The organism is Halostagnicola alkaliphila (assembly GCF_055379965.1).
Map to the genome: position 1 here is coordinate 1,042,029 of NZ_AP043826.1, position 23,106 is coordinate 1,065,134.

A 23,106-nucleotide genomic window follows, 5' to 3' on the forward strand; every position below is an offset into this window, starting at 1 on the left:
CCAGTAGCGGCGCAAGCGCCGCACTTCGCTCGCTTCACTGGCAAAATCTCCACCAAAAGTCTTCTCACCCCTGCTCGCGGTTTCACCGCTCGCAATTCGCGGCGAACGTGCCGCGAACTTCGGGGATTCGTCGACCCGTTCGCTCCCGATGGTCGCTCACGGTTTGACCCAAGGCCACACCGAAACGCACATCCCAAGGCGGGGGTAACGAGCAAGTACGTTTTGTGCGAGGGTAGCCAAGCAGGCCAACGGCGGTGGGCTTAAGACCCGCTCCCGTAGGGGTCCTTGGGTTCAAATCCCAACCCTCGCACTCGTCACGAACAATCCGTGAGTGACGAGTGCGCGAAGCGGGATTTTAACTATGCAAGTCGCAGCGCGAACGAAGTGAGTGAGAACGTCCGACCATGGTTCAAATCCCAACTCTCGCATTGTAATCGCTCGTGTCACACTCGAGACCGCGCTGATACCGAAGCGAACCTCGAGTCGTTTCTCTCGCCGGTAGCACCTTCACAATGGCGGCGCTGGTAGCAAGACCGGCTATGGCCAACGAATCGGGTACTCGGGCGAATCCGGTTTTCCGGTGGGCGATCATCGAGGGGAACCGACTCACGGTCGCGGGACTCCTGCTCGGCGGGATTTTTGGCTTGCTGTGCGTGCTTCTCGCCACGAACCTGTTCCCTCGAGAACCCGGTGAACCGCTGTACCTGCTGTTTAGTGCGTTTCTCGGCGGAAATCTTACGCTGATCACGGTCGTCATCGCGATCAACCAGTTGGTCTTCTCGAGGGAACTGGGATCGCCGGGGAACCTCGAGCAACGAACGCGAAACGCAGTCGAGTACAGAAACGAAGTTCAATCGGTGATGGATCGGGAGGTAAGTCCCGTAATGCCGGGGGCGTTCTTGCGAGTGCTCCACGAGAACCTCGGCAATCGGGCGCAGCGACTTCGCGAATCGAGCACGGACGCGGCGAGCGGCGAGTTGGCGGCGGAGTTCGACGACCTCGCGGGCGCGCTCCGTCGGGACGTCCGAACCGTCACGAAGGCGCTCGATACGCCCGCCGCCGACGAGGAGATTTTCGGTGCCATCGCGGCGACGCTCGGGACGACACAGGCCGAACAGTTGTACGAACTCTCCCGAATCGAGACCGAATACGCGGACCGGCTTTCGGAGTCCCAGCGCGAAGTAGTCGAGTCGATCCGCGAACATCTGCTTCACATCGACGTCGCTCGGAAGTACTTTCGAACCGTCTATATCACGAAGGAGTTGTCCTTCCTCTCGAGAATCTTGCTGTTCGTCGGACTTCCGGCGCAGTTTCTCACCGCCGCGACGCTCGCGGTTTACGATCTCGCGGCGATCGAGGCGCTTCCGGCGACCGCTATCGTCGGCGCGACGCTGGTCGCGTTGGTGGCCTGCTTCGCGCCGCTGGCGATCCTCGCGTCGTTCGTCCTCCGGCTCTCGTGGGTCGCTCAGCGAAACGCGACCGTCATGCCGTTTGCCGCCTCGGAGACCGATTATACGCTTTAAGTAAATTCGTTCGAGCGTACTCGCTGTCGGCTCGAGTCGTGACGAAACCGGCCCACTCGATGGTGCGGTCGCTCTACTCTCGTACTGACGCATTAGGGAACGCGAATCCGGCGCCGAGATACACCGCGGCACCGGCGACGAGCGCCGCCGGCACGCCGACTAAGAGCTCGAACTCGGCGAACCCCACCGCGAAAAAGACGAGGCCCGCAACGGACAATCCGTAGCCGCCTGCGAGTCGGTGGTATCCGCGGACCGGATTACCGGAGGCAGAGTCCTCACTTGACTCGAGGCCGTCCGGTTGCATCATCAGGGGCAGGAACTGGTAGATACCGAGGCCGACCAGAAGGCCGGAAACGGCGCCGAGTGCAGGATCTTCGAGTACGAGATAGCCGATGAAAGTGAAAGCGACGACGTCGAAAACTGCGGCGACCGCTCCGAGCCGTGTCGGCGTCAACGGCGTGTTTTCGAACCCTTCCGCCTCAGAGTCGTGTGTTCCGTCCATACCTTCGCATCTCTCATATTGAATTTATATGTATTATGGTTTGACAACCTCATCCATCGAATCGCTACCCGGACGTTCGAAAGGAGAGGTTAAGCGTCGGCGCGGAGTGGGTGAGCGCGCCCATCGAAACGATGTCGACTCCCGTCGCGGCGTACTCGGGGACCGTCTCGAGCGTAATCCCTCCGCTCGCTTCGGCGAGAGTCTTCTCGTACGTCTCGAGTTCCGAAACGGCCGCCTCGACCGCCGCGGGGTCCATGTTATCGAGCAGAACGATGTCAGCGCCGGCTTCGGCCGCTCGCGGCGCGTCCTTGACCGTCTCCACCTCGACTTCGATCTTCGTCGCGAACGAGATTCGCTCTCGGAACTCGGAAACGGCTTCCTCGAGGCCCATTTCGGCGACGTGGTTCTCTTTGACCATGACCATGTGCGAAAGGTCGAGTCGGTGCGTGTCGCCGCCGCCAGCGACGACGGCTCGCTTCTCGAGGCCGCGGAGTCCGGGCGTCGTCTTTCTGGTCCCCGCGATCCGAACGGCGTCGGATTCGCCTCGGGCGCGATCGACCGCCGCGCGCGTCTTTGTCGCGATCCCCGAGGCGTGGCCGGCGAGGTTGACGGCGACGCGCTCGCCCCGAAGCACGTCGCGTGCGGGTCCCTCGACTCGGAGGAGGCTCTCGCCGGCGGCGACTCGAGATCCCGGTTCGACCGACTCGAGCACGTCGACGCCGAGGTACTCGAAGACGGCACGAGCCGCCTCGAGGCCGGCGGCAGTGCCGGGCTCTTTGGCGACGAGACGCCCCGTCGTCTCGCCGGGAACCTGATTGGTTACGTCGTGGTGACCGATATCTTCGCGAAGCCAGCGTTCGATCTGTGTGTCAGTAATCATCGCTATCTCTCGGTATCAATCGTCTGCCGCGGTGCTCGTCTGCGATTCGTCGCTCTCGTCGACGACGTAGTGACAGCCCTTCGAGGTCGGGTTCTCGCCCGCCGCGCGGGCGATCAACAGCGCCGTCACGCTCGCGTTCCGGAGTTCGTAGAGGTCTCGAGCGGTGCGCGTGCGAATGTAGGCGTCGAGTTCGCCTTTGAGTCGCCGGAGCACCGCGCTCGCACGCCCGATATCGTCGGTGTCGCGTCGCAACCCGAGGTACTCGTCCATCGTTCGCTCGAGCCGGTGTGATTTTTCCGCGGCGAAGCGTTCGGGGAGTTCGGGGTCGCGATTCAATAGATCGGGGGCCTCGACGCGCTCGGGTTCGGGCTCGTACCCCGTTGCATCTTCACCGGCGCGGAGTCCCCAGACGAGCCCCTCGAGCAGGCTCGTACTCGCCAATCGGTTCGCCCCGTGGACGCCCGTCCGAGCGCACTCGCCGACGGCGTAGAGGCGGTCGAGCGACGTTCGCCCGTCCTCGTCGACGTCGATGCCGCCACAGAGGAAGTGTTCACAGGGTGCGACGGGAATCTCTTCGCCCGAAATCCCCCGGTTTCGGCACTTCTCGGCGAGTGCCGGATACTCAGTTTCGAACTCGAGCGGGCTCACGTCGAGGACGACCTCGCCGGTCGCTTCGCGTTCGTCGGCCACCGCGCGGGCCACGATGTCCCGCGGGGCGAGGTCACCCTGCGGGTGGTACTCCGTCATGAACCGTTCACCATCTCCGTTTCGTAGGACGGCTCCCTCGCCTCGCAACGCTTCGGAGAGTAAGAACGGATCGTCCCGCTCGGGGGCGTCGCAGCCTCCGTCGTCGCGTCCTGCTCTCGAGTCGCGTCTCGTCTCGCTCCCGTCGTAGGCGGTCGGGTGGAATTGGACGTACTCCATATCCGCCACGTCGGCTCCCGCGAGGGCGGCCATCGCGATGCCGTCTCCCGTGGCGTCGTCGGGGTTGGTCGATCGACTGTACAGCGCGCCGATACCGCCGGTCGCGAGAATTGTCGCGCCCGCGTAGATCGGTTTTCCGCTTGCTTCCTCGTCGCTGACGACGCCGTGGACTCGCCCCTCGTGGGTGAGCAACTCGAGTGCGGCGGTATCCTCACGGATCTCGATGCCGTCGTGTGCGTCGAGGTAGTTCAGAAACGGCCGCAGGATGTGCGTCCCAGTCGAGGCGTCGACGTGGAGGATTCGGTGTTCGGAGTGTGCGGCCTCTCGAGTGTAGTCGAAGGGGGTCTCCGCTGCTTGTTCGCGTTCGCTCGCGACGGATGTCTCGCCGTCTCTTTTCGAAGACTCGTCAAATTCTATTTCGAGTGTTGAAAGCAAAACGTCTTCAATCGCTTCGTCCGCATCCTCGACTAGTACGTCGACGGCGTCGGGGTCGGCGGTGTAGTCGCTGGCCGTGAGGATATCTGCCTTGAGACTCTCCGGATCGCCTCGCGTCGTCGAGATACCTCCCTGGGCCCAGTCGGTGCTCGCCCCGTCGGGCCGACTCGCTTTCGTGATGAGGAGAACGTCTGTGCCCGTTCGAGCGGCCGATAGCGCCGCCGCACAGCCCGCGATGCCGCTTCCGACGACGAGCACGTCCGCGGCCGCCGCGGTGTCCGCGCGGTCGCGATCAGTTGCGGAAGTGGTGGATTCGCCCGTCATGATTAGATCTCAAGCATTCGATCGAGAGCGACGCCGGCCAGCTCTTTTTCGTCGGGTGCGACCTCGATGACGTTCCGTTCGCGTCCCTCGAGCAGTTCCTCGAGGACCCAGGTGAGGTAGTTGGGATCGATCTGGCGCATCGCGTTGCAGTCCATACACGCGTCGCCACAGAGCGCCAGGACGTTCACTTCGGGATGCCAGCGCTGGAGGTGGTTCGTGAGGTGGATTTCGGTGCCGATCGCCCACGTCTCGCCCGGATCTGCGTTTTCGACCGTCTCGCAGATCGTCGCCGTCGAGCCGGCTTTATCGGCGGCTTCGACAACCTCGCGGCGACATTCGGGGTGGACGATGACCTTCGCGTCCGGCTCCGACTCGCGGATTTTCTCGATGTGGTCGACCCGGAACCGTTCGTGAACCTGGCAGTAGCCATCCCAGAGGATGATGTCGCTGTCGGCGACCGCGTCTGCATCCTTTCCCTCGGGATCCCAGGGATCCCACTCGGCGATTTCGTCTTCCATGCCGAGTCTGTGAGCGGTGTTTTCGCCGAGGTGTTTATCGGGCAAAAACAGGACTTTGTCACCCTTCTCGAAGGCGTACTCGAACGCCTTATGCGCGTTCGAGGAGGTACAGACGAGGCCGCCCTGACTCGCACAGAACGCCTTGAGATCCGCGTAGGAGTTCATGTACGTGATCGGGATGATGTCCTCGTCAGGCGCGGCGTCGGTGATCTCCGCCCAGGCGGCGTCGACCTGCAACGCTTCGGCCATCCCTGCCATCGGACAGGAGGCTTCCATCGACGGGAGAATCACCGTTTGGTCGTCGTCCGTGATGATGTCCGCGGACTCGGCCATGAACGTCACGCCGCCGAAGATAACGTACTCGGCGTCCGCGTCTGCAGCCTCCTTCGACAACTGATAGGAGTCGCCGATGAAATCGGCGTGTTCGACGATCTCCCGGCGTTGATAGTTGTGCCCGAGAATCACCACGTCCTCGCCTAACGCCTCGAGCGCGGACTCGATACGTTGTGTTCGCTCGTCTTCTTCGAGATCCCGGTATCTGGGCGGAAGCTGTTCGAGGGTGTCGTATTTGAACAAACTTAAATCGGTATCGAGTTCTGCGGTTTCCATTGTTACCATTGCGGTCACCTGTGGGTGATTCTAGTCCACAATCTCCTATTGAATAACTTTTTCCTTCAATCACAGTGTTTGACTGATTGTTATTGACTAACAATGTAGATGAGATCATAGCCAATTCTGAAACCATCATTCCTCTCGAACTGTCCTCAAACCCTGAATTGAAGTCTTTTGGGTCGGTGTCGTAGCAGTCGTATGACCCTCGAGGATACCTTCACGAACTTCAGACGACGAGATTGGGAACGGGAACCGATCGATGGCACGGTTCGAATTGCGGTACTCGGTATCGGCGGCTTCGCACGGAATCGTGCGCTCCCCGGGATTCACGACGGAAGCTACTGTGAGGCAACTGTTCTCGTCACAAGATCCTCGCATCGAACCCGCGAAGTTGCGGACGAGTTCGGCGTCGAACACGTCATCGATTACGACGCGTATCTCACTGGTGAACTCGAAGATGAATACGATGCCGTCTACATTTCGACGCCAAACACCTACCACGGCCGGTATGCGATTGCAGCCGCTCGCCGAGAAAAGCACGTCATCTGTGAGAAGCCACTCGAGATAACCGTCGAGCGGGCGCGCGACGTTGTCGACGCCTGTTCGGAGACGGACGTCACGCTGATGACCGCGTATCGACTCCAACTCGAGCCGACGGTTCGTCGATCTAGGGAACTCATCTCAGATGGCGTTATCGGCGACGTCGTGCAGGTACACGGCGGTTTTTCCCATCCATTACTCGAGTACGCGGGAGCGGATTCCTGGCGGTTGGATCCGGAACTCGCCGGCGGCGGGGCGCTCGTCGACCTCGGCATCTACCCGATTAACACCAGCCGATACCTCCTCGACGCGGATCCCGTCTCGGTGTACGCATCGACCCACTCGAGCGGCGAGCCCTTCGATCGCGTCGACGAACACGTCTCAGTTCAACTCGAGTTCCCGAGGGGAGCGACTGCGGCCTGTACGGCGAGCTTCGACGCCCACGCCAGTAGTCAGCTCCAGCTCGTCGGTACCAACGGAATGATCTCGATCGCTTCGCCGTTCGGTGGCGTCGTTCCGCAGGAAATCGTCGTCGAGAGCGGCGAAATGCGGATGGAGTACACCGGCCCGCCCGTGGACGAGGTTTGCGAGGAATTCGACTACTTCAGCTACTGCGTGCAAACGGGGACGCGACCGGAACCCGACGGGATGGACGGGATCACCGATCTTCGCGTTATCGAGGCCGCCTACGAGTCCGCCGAGGCGGGCCGCCGCGTTGATCTGGATACGTAACAACCAGCTATAATGTGCCACAACCGGTCATCGACCGTAAACGACCACGGGTCGGGTGACCCGTGGCTTTTTTTAGAACCGTTCCGGCGCTGCTTCTCGGATCGTTTCCTCGCGAAGGTCCGCCGTCGCCGGTTCGGGGACGACCACGATCGGTCGGTCGATGATCGTCTCCTCGGATAGTTTTCGGAGCCGTTTTCGAACCGCTTCGGGTTCGCCGGCGACGCCGAGGTCATCGACCATCTCGTCGGTAACCATTCCCGTCGCCTCGTCTCGAGCACCTTTCCGCCAGGCGTTGGCGATCCGTTCGGCGGTATCCTCGTATTCCGTCGCGACGGCCTTTCGATACCCCTCGCCGCTGCCGACGTAGTAGGCGATATGCTGTTGCATCGTTTCTCGGGCCAGTTTCGAGTCCTCGCTTGCCGCCGTCGGAACGTAGGGCGCGACGGTGATCTCGTCGGGATCTCTATCCCGCTCCCGCGCGGCCTCAGCGATGGTCTCGAAGGCTTCTTCGAGTCGCGAAAACGGGATGTTGTGGGGGATCCACCCATCGCATAGTCGTCCGACCACGCGCCGGTTCGCGGGGCCGAGTCCGGCGTGATAGATCGGCACGTCCGCCTCGAGTGCGGGGAAATCGGCGACCTCGATGAGTTCGCCCTCGTACCGGACACGCTCCCCGTCACCGGCTGTGAACCGCTGGACGAGTTCGATGGTCTCGTGGGCGCGCCGAACGGGTCGGTCGAACGACTCCCCGTGGAGGTCCTCGATCACCTTCTTCGTGCTCACGCCGGTTCCGAGCACGAACCGACCGTCGGACGCTCGCTCGAGCGAGTTCGCAGTCATCGCGAGTACGGCCGGGGAGCGAGAATAGACGTTGACGATCGCCGTACCGAGACCGATTTCGTTCGTCGCCGATGCCATTTCTGTGAGCTGGACGACGGTGTTTTCGCCCCAGAGTTCGGTCAACCAGAGCCCCTTGTAGCCGAGCGACTCGGCATTCCTCGCGAGATCGGCGGGTTCCTCCCCGTGGAGTTCCGAAACGATGAGATCGAGTTCCATGCCATCCCTTTTACGCCGCGGTGCAAAAACCTCGGTACCGTCTCGTCTCATATCGGCCCTGATTCGTCTCGTCTCGTTTATGCCAAACCACTGATGCGGGCTGTCGTAGCTGTCTACCCGTTGATCAGACAGGATGCTAACCAACACAATCTATCGTCTCGAAAATACTTATGGGCGTCACGCAACAATTACTCATGTATGAGTAAACTACTAATCCTCACGACTCGAATCGCCCGACGAGGTGCGAGAATCCGTCGAACGATCCGCCACTCGCCGGAGTTCGGAACCGAACCGGCAACGACCGAGGACGGCCGGCCGGCGAAACACTGTCCGCCAGGCGGCTTTATCACTGGATAACCGAATTCCCGCTTTCTCTCGCGTCGTCTCTGTTTTATCACCTTCCCTCTCCACTGACTACGCCGATCGAACTCACCTTCGAAACTCCTCTGTTCACCATCTTGCTCGAGGCGACGAGATGCGAGTCGGATAGAAGAACGCGTTCTGGATGAACCCCTCGCCGTTTTTGAGTGGGACTGTAACTCCTTTCTTTCGATACCAGGCCCCGCGAGGACGATAGCTGTGCCAGTGACTGCCACAAAGAATAAACCCGCTCTCGGTCCTTCTCTTTACGGGACACGTTATCACAAATGACAGGAAACCGTTCGTCACTCACTGAGAGGGGGAAGCAGGAACCGACGGGATCGGACGTGTCGAATGAGTCCGCACCCGCTGTGGACGGTGACGCCGACGCAGGTGCAGGGTCGACCGATGTCGACCGGGAGACGTTGACTCGAGCCGGGTATACGCAGCTGTTTAACGGTATCGAGACGCCGACGTTCGTGCTCGACGCCGACGGGGTGATCGTCGAGTGGAGTCAGACACTCGCCGAGTTAACCGGTGCAACTCGGGAGGAGGCGGTCGGTCACGATCGGGCCTCGGAGATGTTCTACCCCGACGGTCGCCGCGCGAAGACGCTCGCGGATAAGGTTCTCGAGACGCCGGAGCGGGCACACGTCGAACACGACGTGGAACTTCGCGACCCGTCGTCAAACCGCGTCGGCGATACGAGTACGATGACCGACCAACACGGCGACGAACGCCATATCGACTTCTCCGCGACGCCGCTGTACGACGACGGCGAACTGGTCGGAGTCGTCGAAGTCGTCATCGATCGTACGGAAACGATCACCGAACGGGACGCGACGACCGCCCTGATTTCGGAGGTCCAGCAAACCACCGATTCGATCAAACAGGGCAATCTGTCGGCTCGAGCCGAGCGACGATCGACGTTTTCCTCGCTCGATTCTGACCTAGTCGAGGTCGTCGATTCGATCAACGAAATGGCCCAGAACCTGGCGGATATCACCGGTCAAGTGAACGAACACGCAGGGCAGATGGACGAGGCGACCGACGAGGCGAACGCGGCGGCGACCGAAATCGCCAAAAACGTCTCCCAGCAGAACGAGCTGGTCGAAGACGCGACGACCGAAATTCAGTCGTTCGCCGCGGAAATCGAGGAAGTCGCCGCCGAGGCGAACGAAGTGAGCGCGGCTGCCGAAGCCTCGCTCGAGACCGCCGAAGACGGTCTCGAGGCCGGCGATTCAACGCGGGAGGCGACCGAAGAGGTCGTCGAGATCGGGAACGAACTCTCCGAGAGCGTTCAGGAACTGTCGGACCAGATCAGCGACATCGACGAGGTGATCGAGGTGATCTCGGACATCGCCGACGAGACGAACCTGCTCGCGATCAATGCGACCATCGAAGCCGCGGGCTCCGAGCAGGGCGGCGAGCGATTCGCCGTCGTTGCGGATCACGTCAAGGAACTCGCCGACGAGACGAACGAGCACGCAGACGAGATCACCAAGAACATCTCCGAACTGCAAGCGCAATCCGAGAAGACGGCCGACGCGGTCGACCGCTCGCAGGACCGCATTCAGCACGCGGACGAACAGATCGAGGCGATGCACAGTTCGCTCGAGGAGATCAGCGAGTCCGTCGAGGAGGCCGCCCACGGAATTTCGGAAGTCGCCCGCGTGACCGACGAACAGGCCTCGACAGTCGAAGGGCTCACCGGAACGCTACAGACGGTCAGGGATCGGTCGGATCGCTCGGAGGAGGCGACCCAGCGGATCGTCGAGACCACCGCCGAACAAGAGGAAATCATGACGACGCTCATCGACCGCGTCGACGAGTTGACCGAAGCGGATCACTGAGACGGGCTGACTTTTGGAACCGAATTTGTAGTCTCTCTCGAGGCTCGTGCCGGTGAGTTTTCAGTCCCCTCGAGGATCGAGCGAACGGGTGCTGAAATTTTGTTGGCCGCGAATTCACGGTAAGGACGTGTACGCGACTAACGTGATCGATTGTGACCGCCCAGAACCTGTCGAGACCGGAGGCGGGATATCCGGGAGCGATGAACGTGACGAAAACGCACTCGGCGGACCGGCGGTCACGGTTAGTCGTCGACGTTCTCGTCCCGTTCGCCACATTCGGAGAAGCCGTTACTCGGCCGGTTCGTCCACGTCGGTCGATTCGTCGACAGCGGCACTTCGGCGCAGCCACTCGAGGGTGGCCGCGCCGCCGAGGATACCGGCACCGGCCGTGAATCCGGGCATACCGTCGTCATCGTCCGTCTCAGTTGCGTCCTCGTTCGAAGCGTTATCGTCGTCTCCACCGTTCGAACCACCGTCGTCTTCGATGCCACCGTTCTCGTCGCTGGCGTCGTCACCGTTTCCGTCGCCTCCGTTGCTTTCGTCACCGCCACTTCCGTCGTCCCCGCCGCCGCTTCCATCGTCGCTGTTTCCGTCGTCCCCGCCGCCGCTTCCATCGTCGCTGTTTCCACTGTCTTCGTCGCTATCGCCGTTACCGTCGTCGTTTCCGTCTTCACACTCACAGTCGTCGCCTTCGTCGCCCTCGTCGTTGTCTCCGTCGCCCTCATCGTCGTTATCATTTCCGTCGTCCGATGTGGCGTCGGACGCACGCAGCGCGATGAGTTCGGAATTGGCCACGACATAGAGCGTATTTCCGTCGACGGCGGCGATCTCGAGCGGTCCATCGACTTCCAGATTCCACTTCGTTGACCCGTCTTCTAGATCGAACGCGATGATCGAACTGTCGGGATACTCTGAGTCTTCCCACTCTTCTCGCAGTCGGTGGGAGACCAGTAGCGTGTCTCCGGCGATGATCGGAACGGCCCAGCCGTACTCGGCGGTGGAGATAGTCCAATCCTCCCCGGAGCCGGACGTGTGGGCACTGATAGTGCCGCGGCTGGGAAATGTCGTGATTCGAACGTCGGACATTCCGGCTACCGTGCGATCTGAATCTCCTAGGTGCTCACCCGTGTCGGGGTCGAGCAAGGGCCCGGTCTCGTTAAACCCGCTCGAGTGCAAGTACGGGGCGTAGACGAACTCATCAGCCGCGATGGGGGATCTGGGAATTCCGTCCTCGAACGCGATCGCCCACTCTGGTTCGCCCGTCGCCGATTCAATCGCGGCGATCCCACCGGGGAACTCGGTCTCGCGAGAGTCGTCGTCGCCGAACTGGACCCGATCCGTTCTCGCATAGACGGACCCGTCCATAACGGCAACCGTGTCCGTTTCGAACGATGCCGGAACGGGATCGCCCACACCCTCGTTATTCGGTCGCACTTCGATCTCGTCGCGTTCCCACCGACTCGACCCGTCGTCGCCGTCGAGCGCGTAGAGCGTTCCGGAAGCGGTGACGTAGATCGATCCGTCGGAAGCCGCGGGACTGTGAATTTGGCCGTCGGTATCGAACTCCCGATCCCACCGGACCGAACCGTCCGCCACGTCGAACGCGGTGACGCGGCCCTGACTGCCGACGTAAACCGTGTCGTCGGCGACGGTCGGTCGATTCTCGGACGAAATCTCGCTCTCCCAGACGAACTCGCCGTCGTCGGCGTCGAGCGCGAAGAGTTCGGTCTCCGTCTGGACGTAGATCTGACCGTCGGCGACGGCGACTCGACCCTCTGTGGCGTGGGTGGTTCCTGGTAGTTCGTACCGCCAGGCTTCGGTGTCCAACTCCGGGAACCCGTCCTCGAGCGGCAGGGAGCGAGAGTTCGTAGCGTTCCCCCGAGCCGAGGACCAGCCCGCCGGGTCGTCGGCCGAAACGGAACTCGATGCCGTTCCCGCCGAATCTGCTGGAGTCTCAGCGGCCACAGCACTGATCGACGCGAGCGCGCCGGTAGTCGAAAGCGTTGCACAGGTTGCCAGTATCGATCGTCGTCCCCACTGAGCCATACGAGTCAACAACAGAACCAGTCATAATATTATCTAATCTATAATCGGTATTTCTCTCTGAAAAACTGTTTTAGATCGGTTGGAACTGACGCTCAGACCCAACTGAGTGAAACTCTCGGCATCTCCATTCGAGGAGATTGTTGTCGCTCAGTTCGTGGGCCTGCGTATCGATCTTTCCGTTCGACCGACCGTCGAGTTGACCTCGAGAGCCCCTTCTGCGCTATTCGTGTTTTTCACCGTTCGAAGATAACTTCTCCGTCGACGGCGGTCATCGATACGTCTATCTCCTCGATCCGATCCGATTGTTCCCACGGCGACGCCTCGAGCACCACCAGATCAGCCCGTTTCCCGACCTCGAGGGTCCCGAGTCGATCCTCGTCGAATCCGGCGTAGGCCCCGCCGAGCGTGTACGCGCGGAGCGCTTCGGTGACCGACAGCCGCTGGGCGTCGGCGGGCGCGTTCACGGCGTGGTGGACGCCGAGCAACGGATCGAGAGGCATGCAGTCCGAACCGAACGCGAGCGCAACGCCCGCCTCGAGCATCGTCCGGAGCCGGTTCGATCGCCGTCGCCGCGACTGACCGAGCCGCTGATCGTAGAGGCCGCCCTCGTCCGCCCACTGGTGGAAGTTCGGTTGCATCGAGGCGACGATGTCGGCGTCTGCCATGCGTTCGATCACCTCGTCGCTGGCGAGTTCGGCGTGCTCGATCCGATGGCGCGACCCGGAGGGATTGGCCGTTGTCTCGAGCACCGCAATCGTCTCCTCGATCGCCTCGTCGCCGATCGCGTGCACCGAGAGCTGAAAGCCCGCCTCATCGGCTCGAGTCGCGAGGCTGTCGAGTTCGGCAGGATCGACGACCCACTGCCCTCGGTTTCGTTCTCCATCGTGACCGTTGGTTGCTCTGTCGATCGAACCGTCCGCGTACGGCTCGCTCACCTTCGCCGTCCGACCGCCGATACTGCCGTCCGTGAACGTCTTTATCGCCCCCGTCCGAACGAACTCGCTGCCAGCGTTCGTCGCGAGTCCGACGTCGACGGCGCTTTCGAGGTGGTCGCTCCAGTAGTTCAACCGGACCCGACAGTCGAGTTCCCCCGCTTGCTCGAGGTCGCGGTATACTCGCGGCGATTTCGATTGCCTGACCATGTCGTGGACGCCGGTGACGCCCAGTTCTGTCGCGTGGTCGATCGCGGCGGCGATGAGTTCCTGTGTCTCCGCGTAGTCGGGTTCGATCGCCTCCCAGAGGGCGTCGGTGGCGTCTTCGACGACAACTCCCGTCGGCTCCCCGTCGGCGGTTTCGATGTCCGCCTCGGGCATCGACTCGACGAGTTTCTCGAGGGCGACCGCGTTCAACGAGGCGGTGTGCATGTCGACTCGAACCGCGACCACGGGCCGCTCGTCGCTGACGGTGTCGAGGTCTTTGCGGGTGAGATACCGGGACTCATTCCAGTCGCTTTCGTCGTAGCCGAAGCCGAGAATCCATTCCCGGTCGTTGGCCGTCGCCTGGTCTCTCAGCCGCTCGAGCGCCGATTCGCGCGTGTCTGCCGCCGCGAGGTCGGCGTGAACTAGGGATCTGCCGAGGTTCTCCATGTGCGTATGGGCGTCGACGAATCCCGGGAGCACGACTCGCCCCGCACAGTCGATTACGTCGGTTTCGACCCCCTTGAGAAACTCGATATCGCGCGTGGGGCCGAGCCGAACGATTTCGCCGTCGCGAACGGCCATCGCCTCGTGTGTTTCGGACGGCCGTGCGAGCGTGTGTATCTCCCCGTCGACGAACAGCCGGTCGGCGGCCTCGGTCATGATCTTATCCGAGTGGGCGTCGGCGAGTGCCAAAACCGTTTGGCTCTTCGCCACTCCCCTCGGTCCGTTCTCGACGCTGTGCGCTCCTTCGAGGAGAATCAACAACTGTTAGGTCCGAGGGCTGTGACTGCTGACTCATGACAGATGCAGATTCCCTCGCTCGGCGCGTCCGCGAGGGCGACCTTCGCCTGCACGAACTCGAGGACCACGCCGACCACGACACCGCCGCGACCGCACGGCGGCTCCTTCTCGAGGAAGACACCGACGCGGACCTCGAGGCGATCGGCTCCTACGGCTTCGACGCCGAAGCGGCCGAGTCGGCGATCGAGAACATGATCGGTGCCGCCCAGATTCCGATGGGGATAACCGGACCGGTGTCGATCGACGGCGGCGCGGCCTCGGGCAAGTATTATCTCCCCCTCGCCACCACCGAAGGTGCGCTTTTAGCTTCCGTCAATCGCGGGCTCTCGGTGCTCGACGACGCCGGCGGCGTCACCGCGCGCGTGACCAAACACGGGATGACTCGAGCGCCGGTCTTTCGAGTTTCGGGCGTCGCCGACGCCGCGGAGACGGTCGAGTGGGTCGAGGCAAACGGCGACCGACTCGCCGAAGCTGCCGAGGAGACCACGAGCCACGGCGAGGTAATCGGCATCGAACCCTACGTCGTCGGCGACTCCGTGTTCCTTCGGTTCGCCTACGACACGAAAGACGCGATGGGGATGAACATGGCGACCATCGCGACTGAGGCCGCCTGTCGCATCGTCGAGGACGAAACGCCCGCGTCGCTCGTCGCCCTCTCCGGAAATCTTTGTTCGGACAAGAAACCCGCCGCGATCAACGCCGTCGAGGGTCGCGGGCGATCCGTCACCGCGGACGTCGTCATCCCCGGTGAACTCCTCGAGGAGCGACTTCACACGACCGCCTCGGCGATCGTGGAGGCCAACACCCGAAAGAACCTGATCGGAAGCGCCAAGGCGGGTAGTCTGGGCTTTAACGCCCACGCCGCGAACGTCGTCGCCGCGGCCTTCCTCGCGACCGGACAGGACGAGGCGCAGGTCGTCGAGGCGGCTAACGCCATCACGACGATGGATACTCGAGAACGGGAGCAGGCGGCCGCGGCATCCGAGTCCGGCGGCTCAGAGACCGTGACCGATCTGTACGCGAGCGTCTCGCTCGCCTCCCTCGAGGTCGGAACCGTCGGCGGCGGCACGAAACTCCCTACGCAGGCCGAAGCCTTGGACATCGTCGGCATCCGCGGAGGCGGTGACCCCGCGGGCTCAAATGCGGACACGCTCGCGGAAGTGATCGCCGCCGGAGCGCTCGCGGGTGAACTCTCTTTGCTCGCCGCCCTGGCCTCGAATCACCTCGCCAGCGCCCACGAAGACCTCGGCCGGTAGTGGCCGTCGCGAGATCGGCCGGTAGCGGTCGCTGATGCTTCGGATAGCTAGGCCCCGAAACGGTCGCAGGACAGCACCCGCCGTCGAACGTGCTCGACCGGTTTACTTTCAGTTTCCCTTTGAGTACCGTTCCGTACTACCGTCTCCGCTGTGGGCAACATACAGGTATAGTAGTCTCTCACAGCCACTTTCACTTTCACCACGCGCTGTTGGCTTCGGTATTTTCCCGTGGATCCTGTAGTTGACAATGCGTCCGTTCGGCGAGCACCGGCGGGCGTTCCACCGCATATGAGTTGTGACTGTTCCCACCCGGACCCGGAGCCGGATCCCGACTCGGCTCCGGACCCAGATCCGGGCACGTCCGTTCACCCGTTGCTCGAGTTGCATCGCACCCACCGATTCCTCGTGGTGGTCGAATTCCTCCTTTCGGTCGCGACGTTCGGTCTTTCGCTGGCCGTTGCGCTCGGGTGGCTCTAGGTCGGCGTCCTGGCTCCATCGCGTCGGAGCCGAAGCGTTACGAGGACGATGTAGGCTCCCGAGAGGAGGAGCAAGAAGAGTCCGATTCCCACCTGCAATCCAGTGGTTCCGAGAAGGATGAACAGCCAACCGGCCGCCGCGCCACCGTGGCCCCACGCGAGGTTTCCGTGTCCGTAGGCGGCGTGGAGCGTTCCGACGGCGAGGAAGGTTGCGGCGAACACCCACATTGCTATCGCCGTCGTGTCGATCCCGACGATCGTCTGGCTGACGACCGTTCCGTACACCAGACAGGCCATCGCGATCACGGTTCCGACACCGATAGCGGTCCCCTGAACGTCGACCGTTTCGACCGTCTCTCCCATAGCCGTCGTTTCGAGCGGGCGGGGATAGCCATGACGATTCGATATCATTCACTACCCGTGTCGGGGTTCACTCATGCGGTCTGCTGTAACGATTTGCCGGTGGTGAGTCGAACCGTGTGAGACGAGCATCGGTGGAGGAGCGAAGCGAGTCAACCGTTGCAACCGCAGGGCGGTCGCGGTTGCATCTGTAATGACTCACAGTAGTCCGTATCAGTCCGTCGCCGGCTACGTGAACAGATCCTGGAAGATATCCCCGAACAGTATCAGGAGTATCCCCGCAATGATAATGAGACTGAGGAAGACGAAGAAGATAATCGCCGCTTGCCGCCCGGTAAGCGCATCCCCCTCGAGGAACTCACTGAGATCCATACTGATTATTCACCGTCGGGTTGCTTAAATCGAGGGCATCGTTCTCAACTGTCTCATTCCCGCGGATATCACAGCGTCCGGTACTGTCCGCGCTGTTCGCTGACTTCGCCCTGTCTCGAGAGTTTTTTGAGCGCCTTTTGGGCGTACTCGGACGAAATTCCCCGGTTTCCAGCGTACTGGACGACTTCGTCCTCTGTGGGCTCCTCAAGTTCCTCGAGCGCTCGCCGGACGACATCTTTCTTGCTTCCGCGCCGGGTCGGGCCTCGAGGGTCGCGTTCGCCGGCGGCGTCGACTGCTTCGACGTCGAGACCGGACGCCTCGAGATACGCCGTGTCGTCGATGACGCCGCCGTCGACTCTGGTCTCGAGCGTGGCGAACGAGTCCATTTCGGCGAACGCTTCGCCCTCGCCCTGCCGATTGGCGAGCATGGACGCACGAACGTCTCGCGCGTGATCGGCGTCTTCGGTTTCGACGAACTTTTTGCGTTTCTCGTAGGCCCGGCGAGACCCACAACGCGGGCACTGGGTCGTCTCCGAGCGCCCCTCGAGAAGCCAGAGATGCGAGCACTCGCTACAGCCGACGACGGCATACATACCTCGACGGTCGTTCCCGTCGTAGTTTAACGTTCGGCAAGTGGAGTGAAAGTGAAGCTGCTGGGGATGATGAGTGTGTCTCGAGAAACGTCGATGGAGGCACGTCGACACCGAAGTTGGAAACGAAGCCTTCGTTATCGACCGCAAAGCGATCGTCTGTGAACCCGGTGGTTTTTCCGATTCACGGAGACCAGCCACACGCGGCGACGAACCACGGCGACGAAACTGTTCGTGGTGTGATTATTTCCAGCCGCTTCGGGAGAATCCGAGTCGGCAGGAATGAGTGTCGGGTTCGATATCCGCCAACTACCCGATTTATCGCCCGTTTGGACCACAATGGATCGATGCGTCGTCGAAAACTCTCTCTCGAGAACGCCGCCGTAAATGAATACTCGGCACCATAAACACGCCCAAATACCACGGAGTTATAAACTCCCTTTGGTAAAATGGGCCGATGGCAACGGAGTCGCGACAGGTACACGGTGGTCGTATCGAGACGTTCCTCAGACAGCTCGGGCCGACGTGGCTCGCCGGTGCGATCGCCGCGGGACCGGCGACGATGGCGAGTCTGCTCACTGCGGGTGCGAGTTTCGGCTACGCGCTCCTGTGGGTCGTCATCGTCGCTGCCGTCCTGGGCACGATCGGCCAGTATCTCGCGATGCGACTCGGATTGCTCACCGAGAAAGGAATCATCGCCGTCGTCGAGGAACACCTCGGCGAGTTCTGGGCGTGGGTGCTCCTCATCGACGCCGTCCTCGCCTCCGGGCTCGCACAACTGGTGATCATGCAGACGCTCGCCGACGTCAGTGCGACGATGGTCGGTAGTGCTGGATTCGCCGCCGCGGCCGACCCACGACTGTGGGGCGTCATCTGGGCGATTTTCCTCGCACTAACCCTCGCCGGCGGTGGCTACCGATTCGCAGAAATCGGCGTGAAAGTCATCGTCTCGCTGGTCGTGCTCGCGTTCCTCGCCGCCGCGTTCGTCGTCCCGATCGACACGAGCGCCGCAGTCTCGGGGCTTCAACCCGAGATTCCGGCGGGAGTCGGCGGCGCACTCGTCGCGGCGGGTGTCCTCGGCGGTGCCGTCCACATCACGCTCTTGACGATGCAGAGTTACACGATGCAGGCTCGAGGCTGGACTCGAGACGATATCTCGCTCGCCCGGTTCGATATCATTAGCTCGATGCTCGTCGCGTTCGGGATTTTCAGCCTCGCGATCTTCCTCGTCGCCGCGAGCGTGTTGCCCGAATCCGGGTTCGATCCGGCGACGATCACCGAAATTCAGGCCGCGGAGGCGCTCGGCCCGGTTGCAGGCGAATACGCCGTCTGGCTGTTCCTCCTCGGATTGTGGGGTGCCGCGATTTCGACGCTCGGCGGGAACACGATCGTTCCGCCGTACCTCCTCGCCGACAAACTGGGCTGGGAGCAGTCCGTCGAGGATCCTCGATTCCGCGCGATGATCGTCGTCGTCGCGCTCGTCTCCGCGCTCGGGGCGTTCCTCGGCGGTTCGTTCTTCCAGTTGCTCGTTCTCGTTCTCGCGTTCGGACTCGTCGGGACGCCGTTTGCACTCATCGTGATCCTCTACCTGTTGAACGATTCCGACGTCGTTCCCGAGACGAACTCGCTTCTCGAGAACGTCGGTGGGATTGCCCTGCTTCTCGTCGCGATCGTACTTGCGGGAGAATTCGTTCGCGGCGAACTCGCGACGGTCACGGAACCGGCCTCGGCGTTCGTCGTCGCATTCGCCGTCGCGATGGTGATCGCGATGCTCGGGCTTTGCGGTCGGTATGTCCGAGACAACGTTCTCTGACGGGGTCCCGGTTACAATTTCGGCAGCAGTAAGACCGACGGTCCCGATTTGTCTCTATGGCAGTCATCGTTACCGGTGGAAGCCGAGGAATCGGACGAGCGATCGCGACTCGACTGGCTCACGAACACGAGATCGTAGTCAACTACCGGTCCGACGAGGATGCGGCCGAAGAAACGGTCGAACGTGTCGAATCCTCCGGGTCTACCGCAACCGCTATCCAGGCGGACGTTTCGAAGCCAGCCGATGTCACGGCGCTCATAGAGCGGACGCGCGACGCGTTCGACTCGATCGACGCCGTGGTCAACAACGCAGGCATCGTCGAGCCAGCGCCGCTCGAGGAACTCGAGCCGGAAACGTTCGAGGAGGTCGTCACGACGAACCTGACCGGGGCGTTTTCCGTCACTCAGGCTGCGGCCCCGGATCTCCGTGAAACCGGGGGAGACGTGGTGATGATCTCGAGTATCGGTGGAACGGCCGGAACCGTCGATGCATCCTACGCCGCAAGCAAGGCCGGGTTACACGGACTTACCCGCTCGCTCGCCCGTGAACTCGGGGACGACGGCGTGCAGGTAAACGCGGTCGCGCCGGGGCCCGTCGAAACGGAACTGAACGACGATATCGTCGACTACCTCGAGTCCGTCGAGTTTCGGGGCCACGAGGGAATCGACACCCACCTACCCCAGTACGCCTGCGAACCCGACGCGATCGCTCACTCAGTCGAGTACCTGCTCGAGAATCCATACGTACAGGGCGAAGTGCTCTGTGTCAACGGCGGCATGCAGTTTCGATAAGTCGATTTGCGGCGACGGTTACTTGCCGTATTCCTCGAGTGCGTCCCACTCTCGAGCCATGAGTTCGCGGACGCCGTCGGTGAGAATCCCTTCGCCAAGTGAGGTCGCTCGGTAGTAGGAGTACAATCCGTCCTTGTCGGGCGATTTTCGCTTTCGATTTTCGATCAAGCCGACTTCGACGAGTTCCTCGAGATGGTAGTGCAACGCGTTCGACCGGACCTCGAGCTTGTCACGAAGTTCGCTGGCGCTTTGGGGCCCGTCTTCGACGAGCGTATCGACGATTCGAAACCTCGTTTCGTTCCCGATCGACCGCTGCATCGCGAGGTACTCCTCGAGCGAGAGGACGCTATTTTCGGGCAGTAATCCCTCGCGTTCTCGCCCCGCCACCCGTTCGGACTCTGCCATATGAATCTCTTGTCCGTGCGATCGCTTAAGTATTCGCTGACTCAGTGATTACTGAAATAGCTCGTATTTATATAGTATCGCGCAGCAACACCGGTATGCGCGACCGTCTGATCGCCGAACTCGGCGACCTGCAGCGACCGCGATTTCTCGTCTATTTGATGGGGCCCTACGAAGCGTTCGACGTCGAACGGGCTCTCGAGCACGCCGAACCCGAATCGATCCCCGAAGCGGTCGATTTCGGGGCGCTCGTCGATTCGAATCACGTTCTCGAGCACGACGAAGCCGCGCTTGACCTGTTGCTCGAGGTCCGCGACCGGCTCCGAACGAACGCCGGCGTCAACGCCTTTCTCGCTATCGATATCGACGTTCCACTCGAGGAGATGGACGCGGCGACGCAGAGCATCGAATTCGCCCGTGCGAGCAATGCCATCGTCTACGTCGTCCCTGCGGTCGGCGACAACCTCGGCGTCGGCATCGAGACCGGAGCCGTTCTCGAAGCGCTGTTCGACGACGAGACCGCCGATAACCGCCGAGAACGGGTGATGTTCGTCCACGAACCGAGCGTTCGGAGCGCGATGATCGCGGCCGTCCGCGATCGATGGGAGGTGCGCATCTACTCCTACGACGACCGAGCGGATCTGGCACGACAGCTTCGGTTGTTCGTTCGCGATCTCATTCGCAAGGAACGAACCGGCGAGTTGCCGCGACTCGAGTAAGTAGCAGGGACTCCCGCTATTTCGACTACCCGCGGGATCACTCGAGAGACTTTTTCATCGCGACGTGGGGAATCCCCGCCTCTTCGAACTCCTCGCCGTAACGCTCGTAGCCGAGTTCGCGATAGAACCCGGCCGCTCGAGTCTGTGCGTGAAGCTTGAGCGTTTCTAGGTCGTCCGAGCTGGCCTCCGCCTCGAGGGCGTCCATCAACTCTTGTCCGATGCCGTTCTCGCGGTGTGACTCGAGTACCGCCACGCGTTCGACCTTTCCGACGCCCTCGTCCGGTTCGCGAAGCCGAGCCGCGCCGATCGGGTCGCCGGTATCGGGGTCGCCCTCGTACGCGGTGAAGTGGACGGCGTCGTCTTCGTGCTCGTCGTACTCGATTTTCTCGTCGACGCCTTGCTCCTCGACGAACACCGTTTGACGGACGCTGAATGCGTCCTCGAGTCGTTGCTCGTCGTTGACGCGAACTACAGCCATCGTGGGAGTGTACGGATTCTGCGGTGAGAACGTTGCGGTTTCGGCCGACTGTCAACTGATCGATCGATATGATCGCTTTCGTTGGCGACCGAGATAATGATGGCATGAATAAATTTATTATAAATTAACAAAGTGTATTGCAAAGATGCTAGAGGACACATCCGCCTGGGACGGACCGGGAACCGAACGAGGAACTGGCCCGTGGATCGCCTTTACGCGGGTATTTGTCGGATCGTTGCTGCTGTACGAGGTGATCGCCGGCGGCTGGTGGAAACCCGGGACCCTCGCTTCGGGGACGAACGAGGACTGGATCGGTGCGAACGCCGGCGGCGACATCACTCGAGTTGCGGAACGAGCGATCGACGACGGCGTGTACGGCTGGTATGCGACGCTTCTCGAGAGCGCCGTGCTTCCGTACGCGACCGAGTGGAGCTACCTCGCGACCGCCGCGCAACTGCTTACGGCCGTCGCGCTTATTATCGGGTTGTGGACCCGCCCGGCGGCTTTCTTCGGCGTTCTGTACTTCCTTCCCGTGTTTCACTTCGGAACGATCCGCACCTCGCCGCTGTTTACGGTCCCGATCGCGTTCGTCTTCGTAGCGAATGCGGCGCGATACTACGGACTCGACGCGATTCTTGCAACTCGTTCGAATGCGATCGGTCGGGCGACCCGCGCGGTCAATCGGCCCCTTCCGATCCCTCGTCGGTGGTACCCCGAACTGGCGGCCGGGTTGGCGGTGATTTCGGCGTACTACCTGATTTCGATGCCGACGGCCGAGACGTCGCGTATCCTGTCGATCGGCCTCGAGATGACGATTCTGACCGCGCTCACCGCTGGCGGATTCCTGCTCGTCTTCCGGGGCGCGAGACCGGTCGCCGTCGCCGCGGACGCGCTCAGGATCTTCGTCGGCTATCGGTTCCTGCAGGAAATCTTCTTCCGGACCGATCTGGGACTTCCCGGCTGGGCGTCGGCGGACGTCCAAACGGAGGCGTTCGAAACCATGGCCGCCGAACACGCCGCGCCGATCGGCGCGCTCATCGAGACGGTGATTCTCCCGACGATGAGCGGTTGGATCGTAGCCTTTGCCGTGGTTCAGACTGCGGTCGGCGTCGCACTGCTCGTGGGCTGGCGAACCCGTTTTACGGGGGCCGTTGCGATCGGGTATCTGTCCGTGCTAACCGTCCTCGGGTTCGTCCGACTCGGCCCGTTACTGCTCGCGAGCCTCATCGTGGCCACCGCTCTCGGGGGTCGAAACGCGAGTTTGGACGCCGTTTCCGGACGCAAACCGGAGCCGCTATCGATGCCGGCCCCGTCGATGAACCACTCTCTCGTGGCTCCCGCTGCGCTCGTTCTCCCGATCGTCGTCTTTGCGGGGGTCACAATCGGTATCGATCCGAGCGCCGACGCCACGCCGCTCGCCCTCGAGTCGCTCGTCATGGCCGGGTTCGTGATTAGCGCGGCCGCAGTCGCGGTTCTCGAGGCGACGCGGCCGACCGGTGTCCGGAACCGATCGGAAGACGGCGAGCCGGTCGGTTCGTAGCGTCTCCGGCCGTCGCGTGATCCTGCTGGCTCGAGAGGGCCATCGGGGGTCGAAGACTCGAAAG

General features: G+C 62.0%; 22 protein-coding genes and 1 tRNA gene. 11 read left to right on the plus strand and 12 right to left on the minus strand.

Features of this window, described 5'->3' with window-relative positions; all coding sequences use genetic code 11:
* Positions 1-226: 226 nt before the first annotated feature.
* Positions 227-310: transfer RNA gene (locus ACZ5C7_RS10315), tRNA-Leu, on the plus strand.
* A 229-nt stretch (positions 311-539) separates the two neighbouring features.
* Positions 540-1,523 carry a DUF7972 family membrane protein gene (locus tag ACZ5C7_RS10320; RefSeq protein WP_464376222.1) on the plus strand — a complete coding sequence of 328 codons (984 nt, stop codon included), beginning with the start codon at positions 540-542 and terminating at the stop codon, positions 1,521-1,523.
* Between the two features lie 73 nt (positions 1,524-1,596).
* On the opposite strand, the gene ACZ5C7_RS10325 is transcribed toward ACZ5C7_RS10320, so the two are convergent.
* The 4 genes from ACZ5C7_RS10325 to nadA all read right to left on the minus strand — a co-directional run bounded on the left by ACZ5C7_RS10325 (position 1,597) and on the right by nadA (position 5,724).
* A complete protein-coding gene (locus ACZ5C7_RS10325) occupies positions 1,597-2,025 on the minus strand; it encodes a hypothetical protein (RefSeq protein WP_464376223.1) in 429 nt (142 codons plus the stop codon).
* Positions 2,026-2,089: 64 nt separating this feature from the next.
* Positions 2,090-2,905 carry a carboxylating nicotinate-nucleotide diphosphorylase gene (gene nadC, locus ACZ5C7_RS10330; RefSeq protein WP_464376224.1) on the minus strand — a complete coding sequence of 272 codons (816 nt, stop codon included), beginning with the start codon at positions 2,903-2,905 and terminating at the stop codon, positions 2,090-2,092.
* 15 nt (positions 2,906-2,920) lie between these two features.
* Positions 2,921-4,588: an L-aspartate oxidase gene (locus ACZ5C7_RS10335; protein WP_464376225.1), complete on the minus strand. Its 1,668-nt coding sequence runs from the start codon at positions 4,586-4,588 to the stop codon at positions 2,921-2,923.
* 2 nt (positions 4,589-4,590) lie between these two features.
* Positions 4,591-5,724 carry a quinolinate synthase NadA gene (gene nadA / locus ACZ5C7_RS10340; RefSeq protein ID WP_464376226.1) on the minus strand — a complete coding sequence of 378 codons (1,134 nt, stop codon included), beginning with the start codon at positions 5,722-5,724 and terminating at the stop codon, positions 4,591-4,593.
* A 192-nt stretch (positions 5,725-5,916) separates the two neighbouring features.
* On the opposite strand from nadA, the gene gfo6 reads away from it, so the two are divergent.
* Positions 5,917-6,990, plus strand: a complete 1,074-nt coding sequence (gene gfo6 / locus ACZ5C7_RS10345; RefSeq protein WP_464376227.1) for a D-xylose 1-dehydrogenase Gfo6 — start codon at positions 5,917-5,919, stop codon at positions 6,988-6,990.
* A 72-nt stretch (positions 6,991-7,062) separates the two neighbouring features.
* On the opposite strand, the gene ACZ5C7_RS10350 is transcribed toward gfo6, so the two are convergent.
* On the minus strand, positions 7,063-8,046 hold the full coding sequence (locus ACZ5C7_RS10350) for an LLM class flavin-dependent oxidoreductase (RefSeq protein WP_464376228.1): 984 nt from the start codon (positions 8,044-8,046) through the stop codon (positions 7,063-7,065).
* Between the two features lie 198 nt (positions 8,047-8,244).
* Between ACZ5C7_RS10350 and ACZ5C7_RS10355 the strand changes: the two genes are divergently transcribed.
* Entirely contained in the window at positions 8,245-8,403 is a 159-nt protein-coding gene (locus tag ACZ5C7_RS10355; protein ID WP_464376229.1) for a hypothetical protein, read from the plus strand.
* Positions 8,404-8,693: 290 nt separating this feature from the next.
* The gene (locus ACZ5C7_RS10360) at positions 8,694-10,259 is read left to right on the plus strand and encodes a methyl-accepting chemotaxis protein (RefSeq protein ID WP_464376230.1); all 1,566 of its coding nucleotides are present in this window, start codon (positions 8,694-8,696) and stop codon (positions 10,257-10,259) included.
* A gap of 288 nt (positions 10,260-10,547) precedes the next feature.
* On the opposite strand, the gene ACZ5C7_RS10365 is transcribed toward ACZ5C7_RS10360, so the two are convergent.
* Entirely contained in the window at positions 10,548-12,305 is a 1,758-nt protein-coding gene (locus tag ACZ5C7_RS10365; RefSeq protein ID WP_464376231.1) for an outer membrane protein assembly factor BamB family protein, read from the minus strand.
* A gap of 233 nt (positions 12,306-12,538) precedes the next feature.
* Positions 12,539-14,104 carry an amidohydrolase gene (locus tag ACZ5C7_RS10370; protein ID WP_464376232.1) on the minus strand — a complete coding sequence of 522 codons (1,566 nt, stop codon included), beginning with the start codon at positions 14,102-14,104 and terminating at the stop codon, positions 12,539-12,541.
* Positions 14,105-14,241: 137 nt separating this feature from the next.
* On the opposite strand from ACZ5C7_RS10370, the gene hmgA reads away from it, so the two are divergent.
* Positions 14,242-15,501: a hydroxymethylglutaryl-CoA reductase (NADPH) gene (gene hmgA, locus ACZ5C7_RS10375; RefSeq protein ID WP_464376233.1), complete on the plus strand. Its 1,260-nt coding sequence runs from the start codon at positions 14,242-14,244 to the stop codon at positions 15,499-15,501.
* A 288-nt stretch (positions 15,502-15,789) separates the two neighbouring features.
* Positions 15,790-15,978, plus strand: coding sequence for a hypothetical protein (locus ACZ5C7_RS10380; protein WP_464376234.1), 189 nt, complete (start codon positions 15,790-15,792; stop codon positions 15,976-15,978).
* Here ACZ5C7_RS10380 and ACZ5C7_RS10385 read toward each other — a convergent pair.
* The 3 genes from ACZ5C7_RS10385 to ACZ5C7_RS10395 form a co-directional block, all read right to left on the minus strand.
* Positions 15,975-16,340 carry a hypothetical protein gene (locus ACZ5C7_RS10385; protein WP_464376235.1) on the minus strand — a complete coding sequence of 122 codons (366 nt, stop codon included), beginning with the start codon at positions 16,338-16,340 and terminating at the stop codon, positions 15,975-15,977. The genes ACZ5C7_RS10380 and ACZ5C7_RS10385 overlap by 4 nt on opposite strands.
* Before the next feature lie 225 nt (positions 16,341-16,565).
* Complete coding sequence (locus ACZ5C7_RS10390; protein WP_464376236.1) at positions 16,566-16,709, minus strand: hypothetical protein; 144 nt, start codon at positions 16,707-16,709, stop codon at positions 16,566-16,568.
* A 68-nt stretch (positions 16,710-16,777) separates the two neighbouring features.
* Positions 16,778-17,302 carry a DUF5817 domain-containing protein gene (locus ACZ5C7_RS10395; protein WP_464376237.1) on the minus strand — a complete coding sequence of 175 codons (525 nt, stop codon included), beginning with the start codon at positions 17,300-17,302 and terminating at the stop codon, positions 16,778-16,780.
* A 454-nt stretch (positions 17,303-17,756) separates the two neighbouring features.
* Here ACZ5C7_RS10395 and ACZ5C7_RS10400 point away from each other — a divergent pair, with 454 nt between their 5' ends.
* Both ACZ5C7_RS10400 and ACZ5C7_RS10405 read left to right on the plus strand, forming a co-directional pair.
* Positions 17,757-19,112 (plus strand): NRAMP family divalent metal transporter, encoded by a 1,356-nt coding sequence (locus ACZ5C7_RS10400; RefSeq protein ID WP_464376238.1) that lies wholly within the window; start codon positions 17,757-17,759, stop codon positions 19,110-19,112.
* A 56-nt stretch (positions 19,113-19,168) separates the two neighbouring features.
* Positions 19,169-19,903 carry an SDR family NAD(P)-dependent oxidoreductase gene (locus ACZ5C7_RS10405; protein WP_464376239.1) on the plus strand — a complete coding sequence of 245 codons (735 nt, stop codon included), beginning with the start codon at positions 19,169-19,171 and terminating at the stop codon, positions 19,901-19,903.
* 18 nt (positions 19,904-19,921) lie between these two features.
* Here the strand turns inward: ACZ5C7_RS10405 and ACZ5C7_RS10410 are convergent, their stop codons facing one another.
* Positions 19,922-20,308, minus strand: coding sequence for a helix-turn-helix domain-containing protein (locus ACZ5C7_RS10410; RefSeq protein ID WP_464376240.1), 387 nt, complete (start codon positions 20,306-20,308; stop codon positions 19,922-19,924).
* A gap of 95 nt (positions 20,309-20,403) precedes the next feature.
* Here ACZ5C7_RS10410 and ACZ5C7_RS10415 point away from each other — a divergent pair, with 95 nt between their 5' ends.
* Entirely contained in the window at positions 20,404-21,024 is a 621-nt protein-coding gene (locus ACZ5C7_RS10415; RefSeq protein WP_464376241.1) for a DUF7509 family protein, read from the plus strand.
* A gap of 37 nt (positions 21,025-21,061) precedes the next feature.
* Here the strand turns inward: ACZ5C7_RS10415 and ACZ5C7_RS10420 are convergent, their stop codons facing one another.
* A complete protein-coding gene (locus ACZ5C7_RS10420; protein WP_464376242.1) occupies positions 21,062-21,502 on the minus strand; it encodes a GNAT family N-acetyltransferase in 441 nt (146 codons plus the stop codon).
* A 145-nt stretch (positions 21,503-21,647) separates the two neighbouring features.
* Here ACZ5C7_RS10420 and ACZ5C7_RS10425 point away from each other — a divergent pair, with 145 nt between their 5' ends.
* Positions 21,648-23,042 (plus strand): hypothetical protein, encoded by a 1,395-nt coding sequence (locus tag ACZ5C7_RS10425; RefSeq protein ID WP_464376243.1) that lies wholly within the window; start codon positions 21,648-21,650, stop codon positions 23,040-23,042.
* Positions 23,043-23,106: the final 64 nt, after the last annotated feature.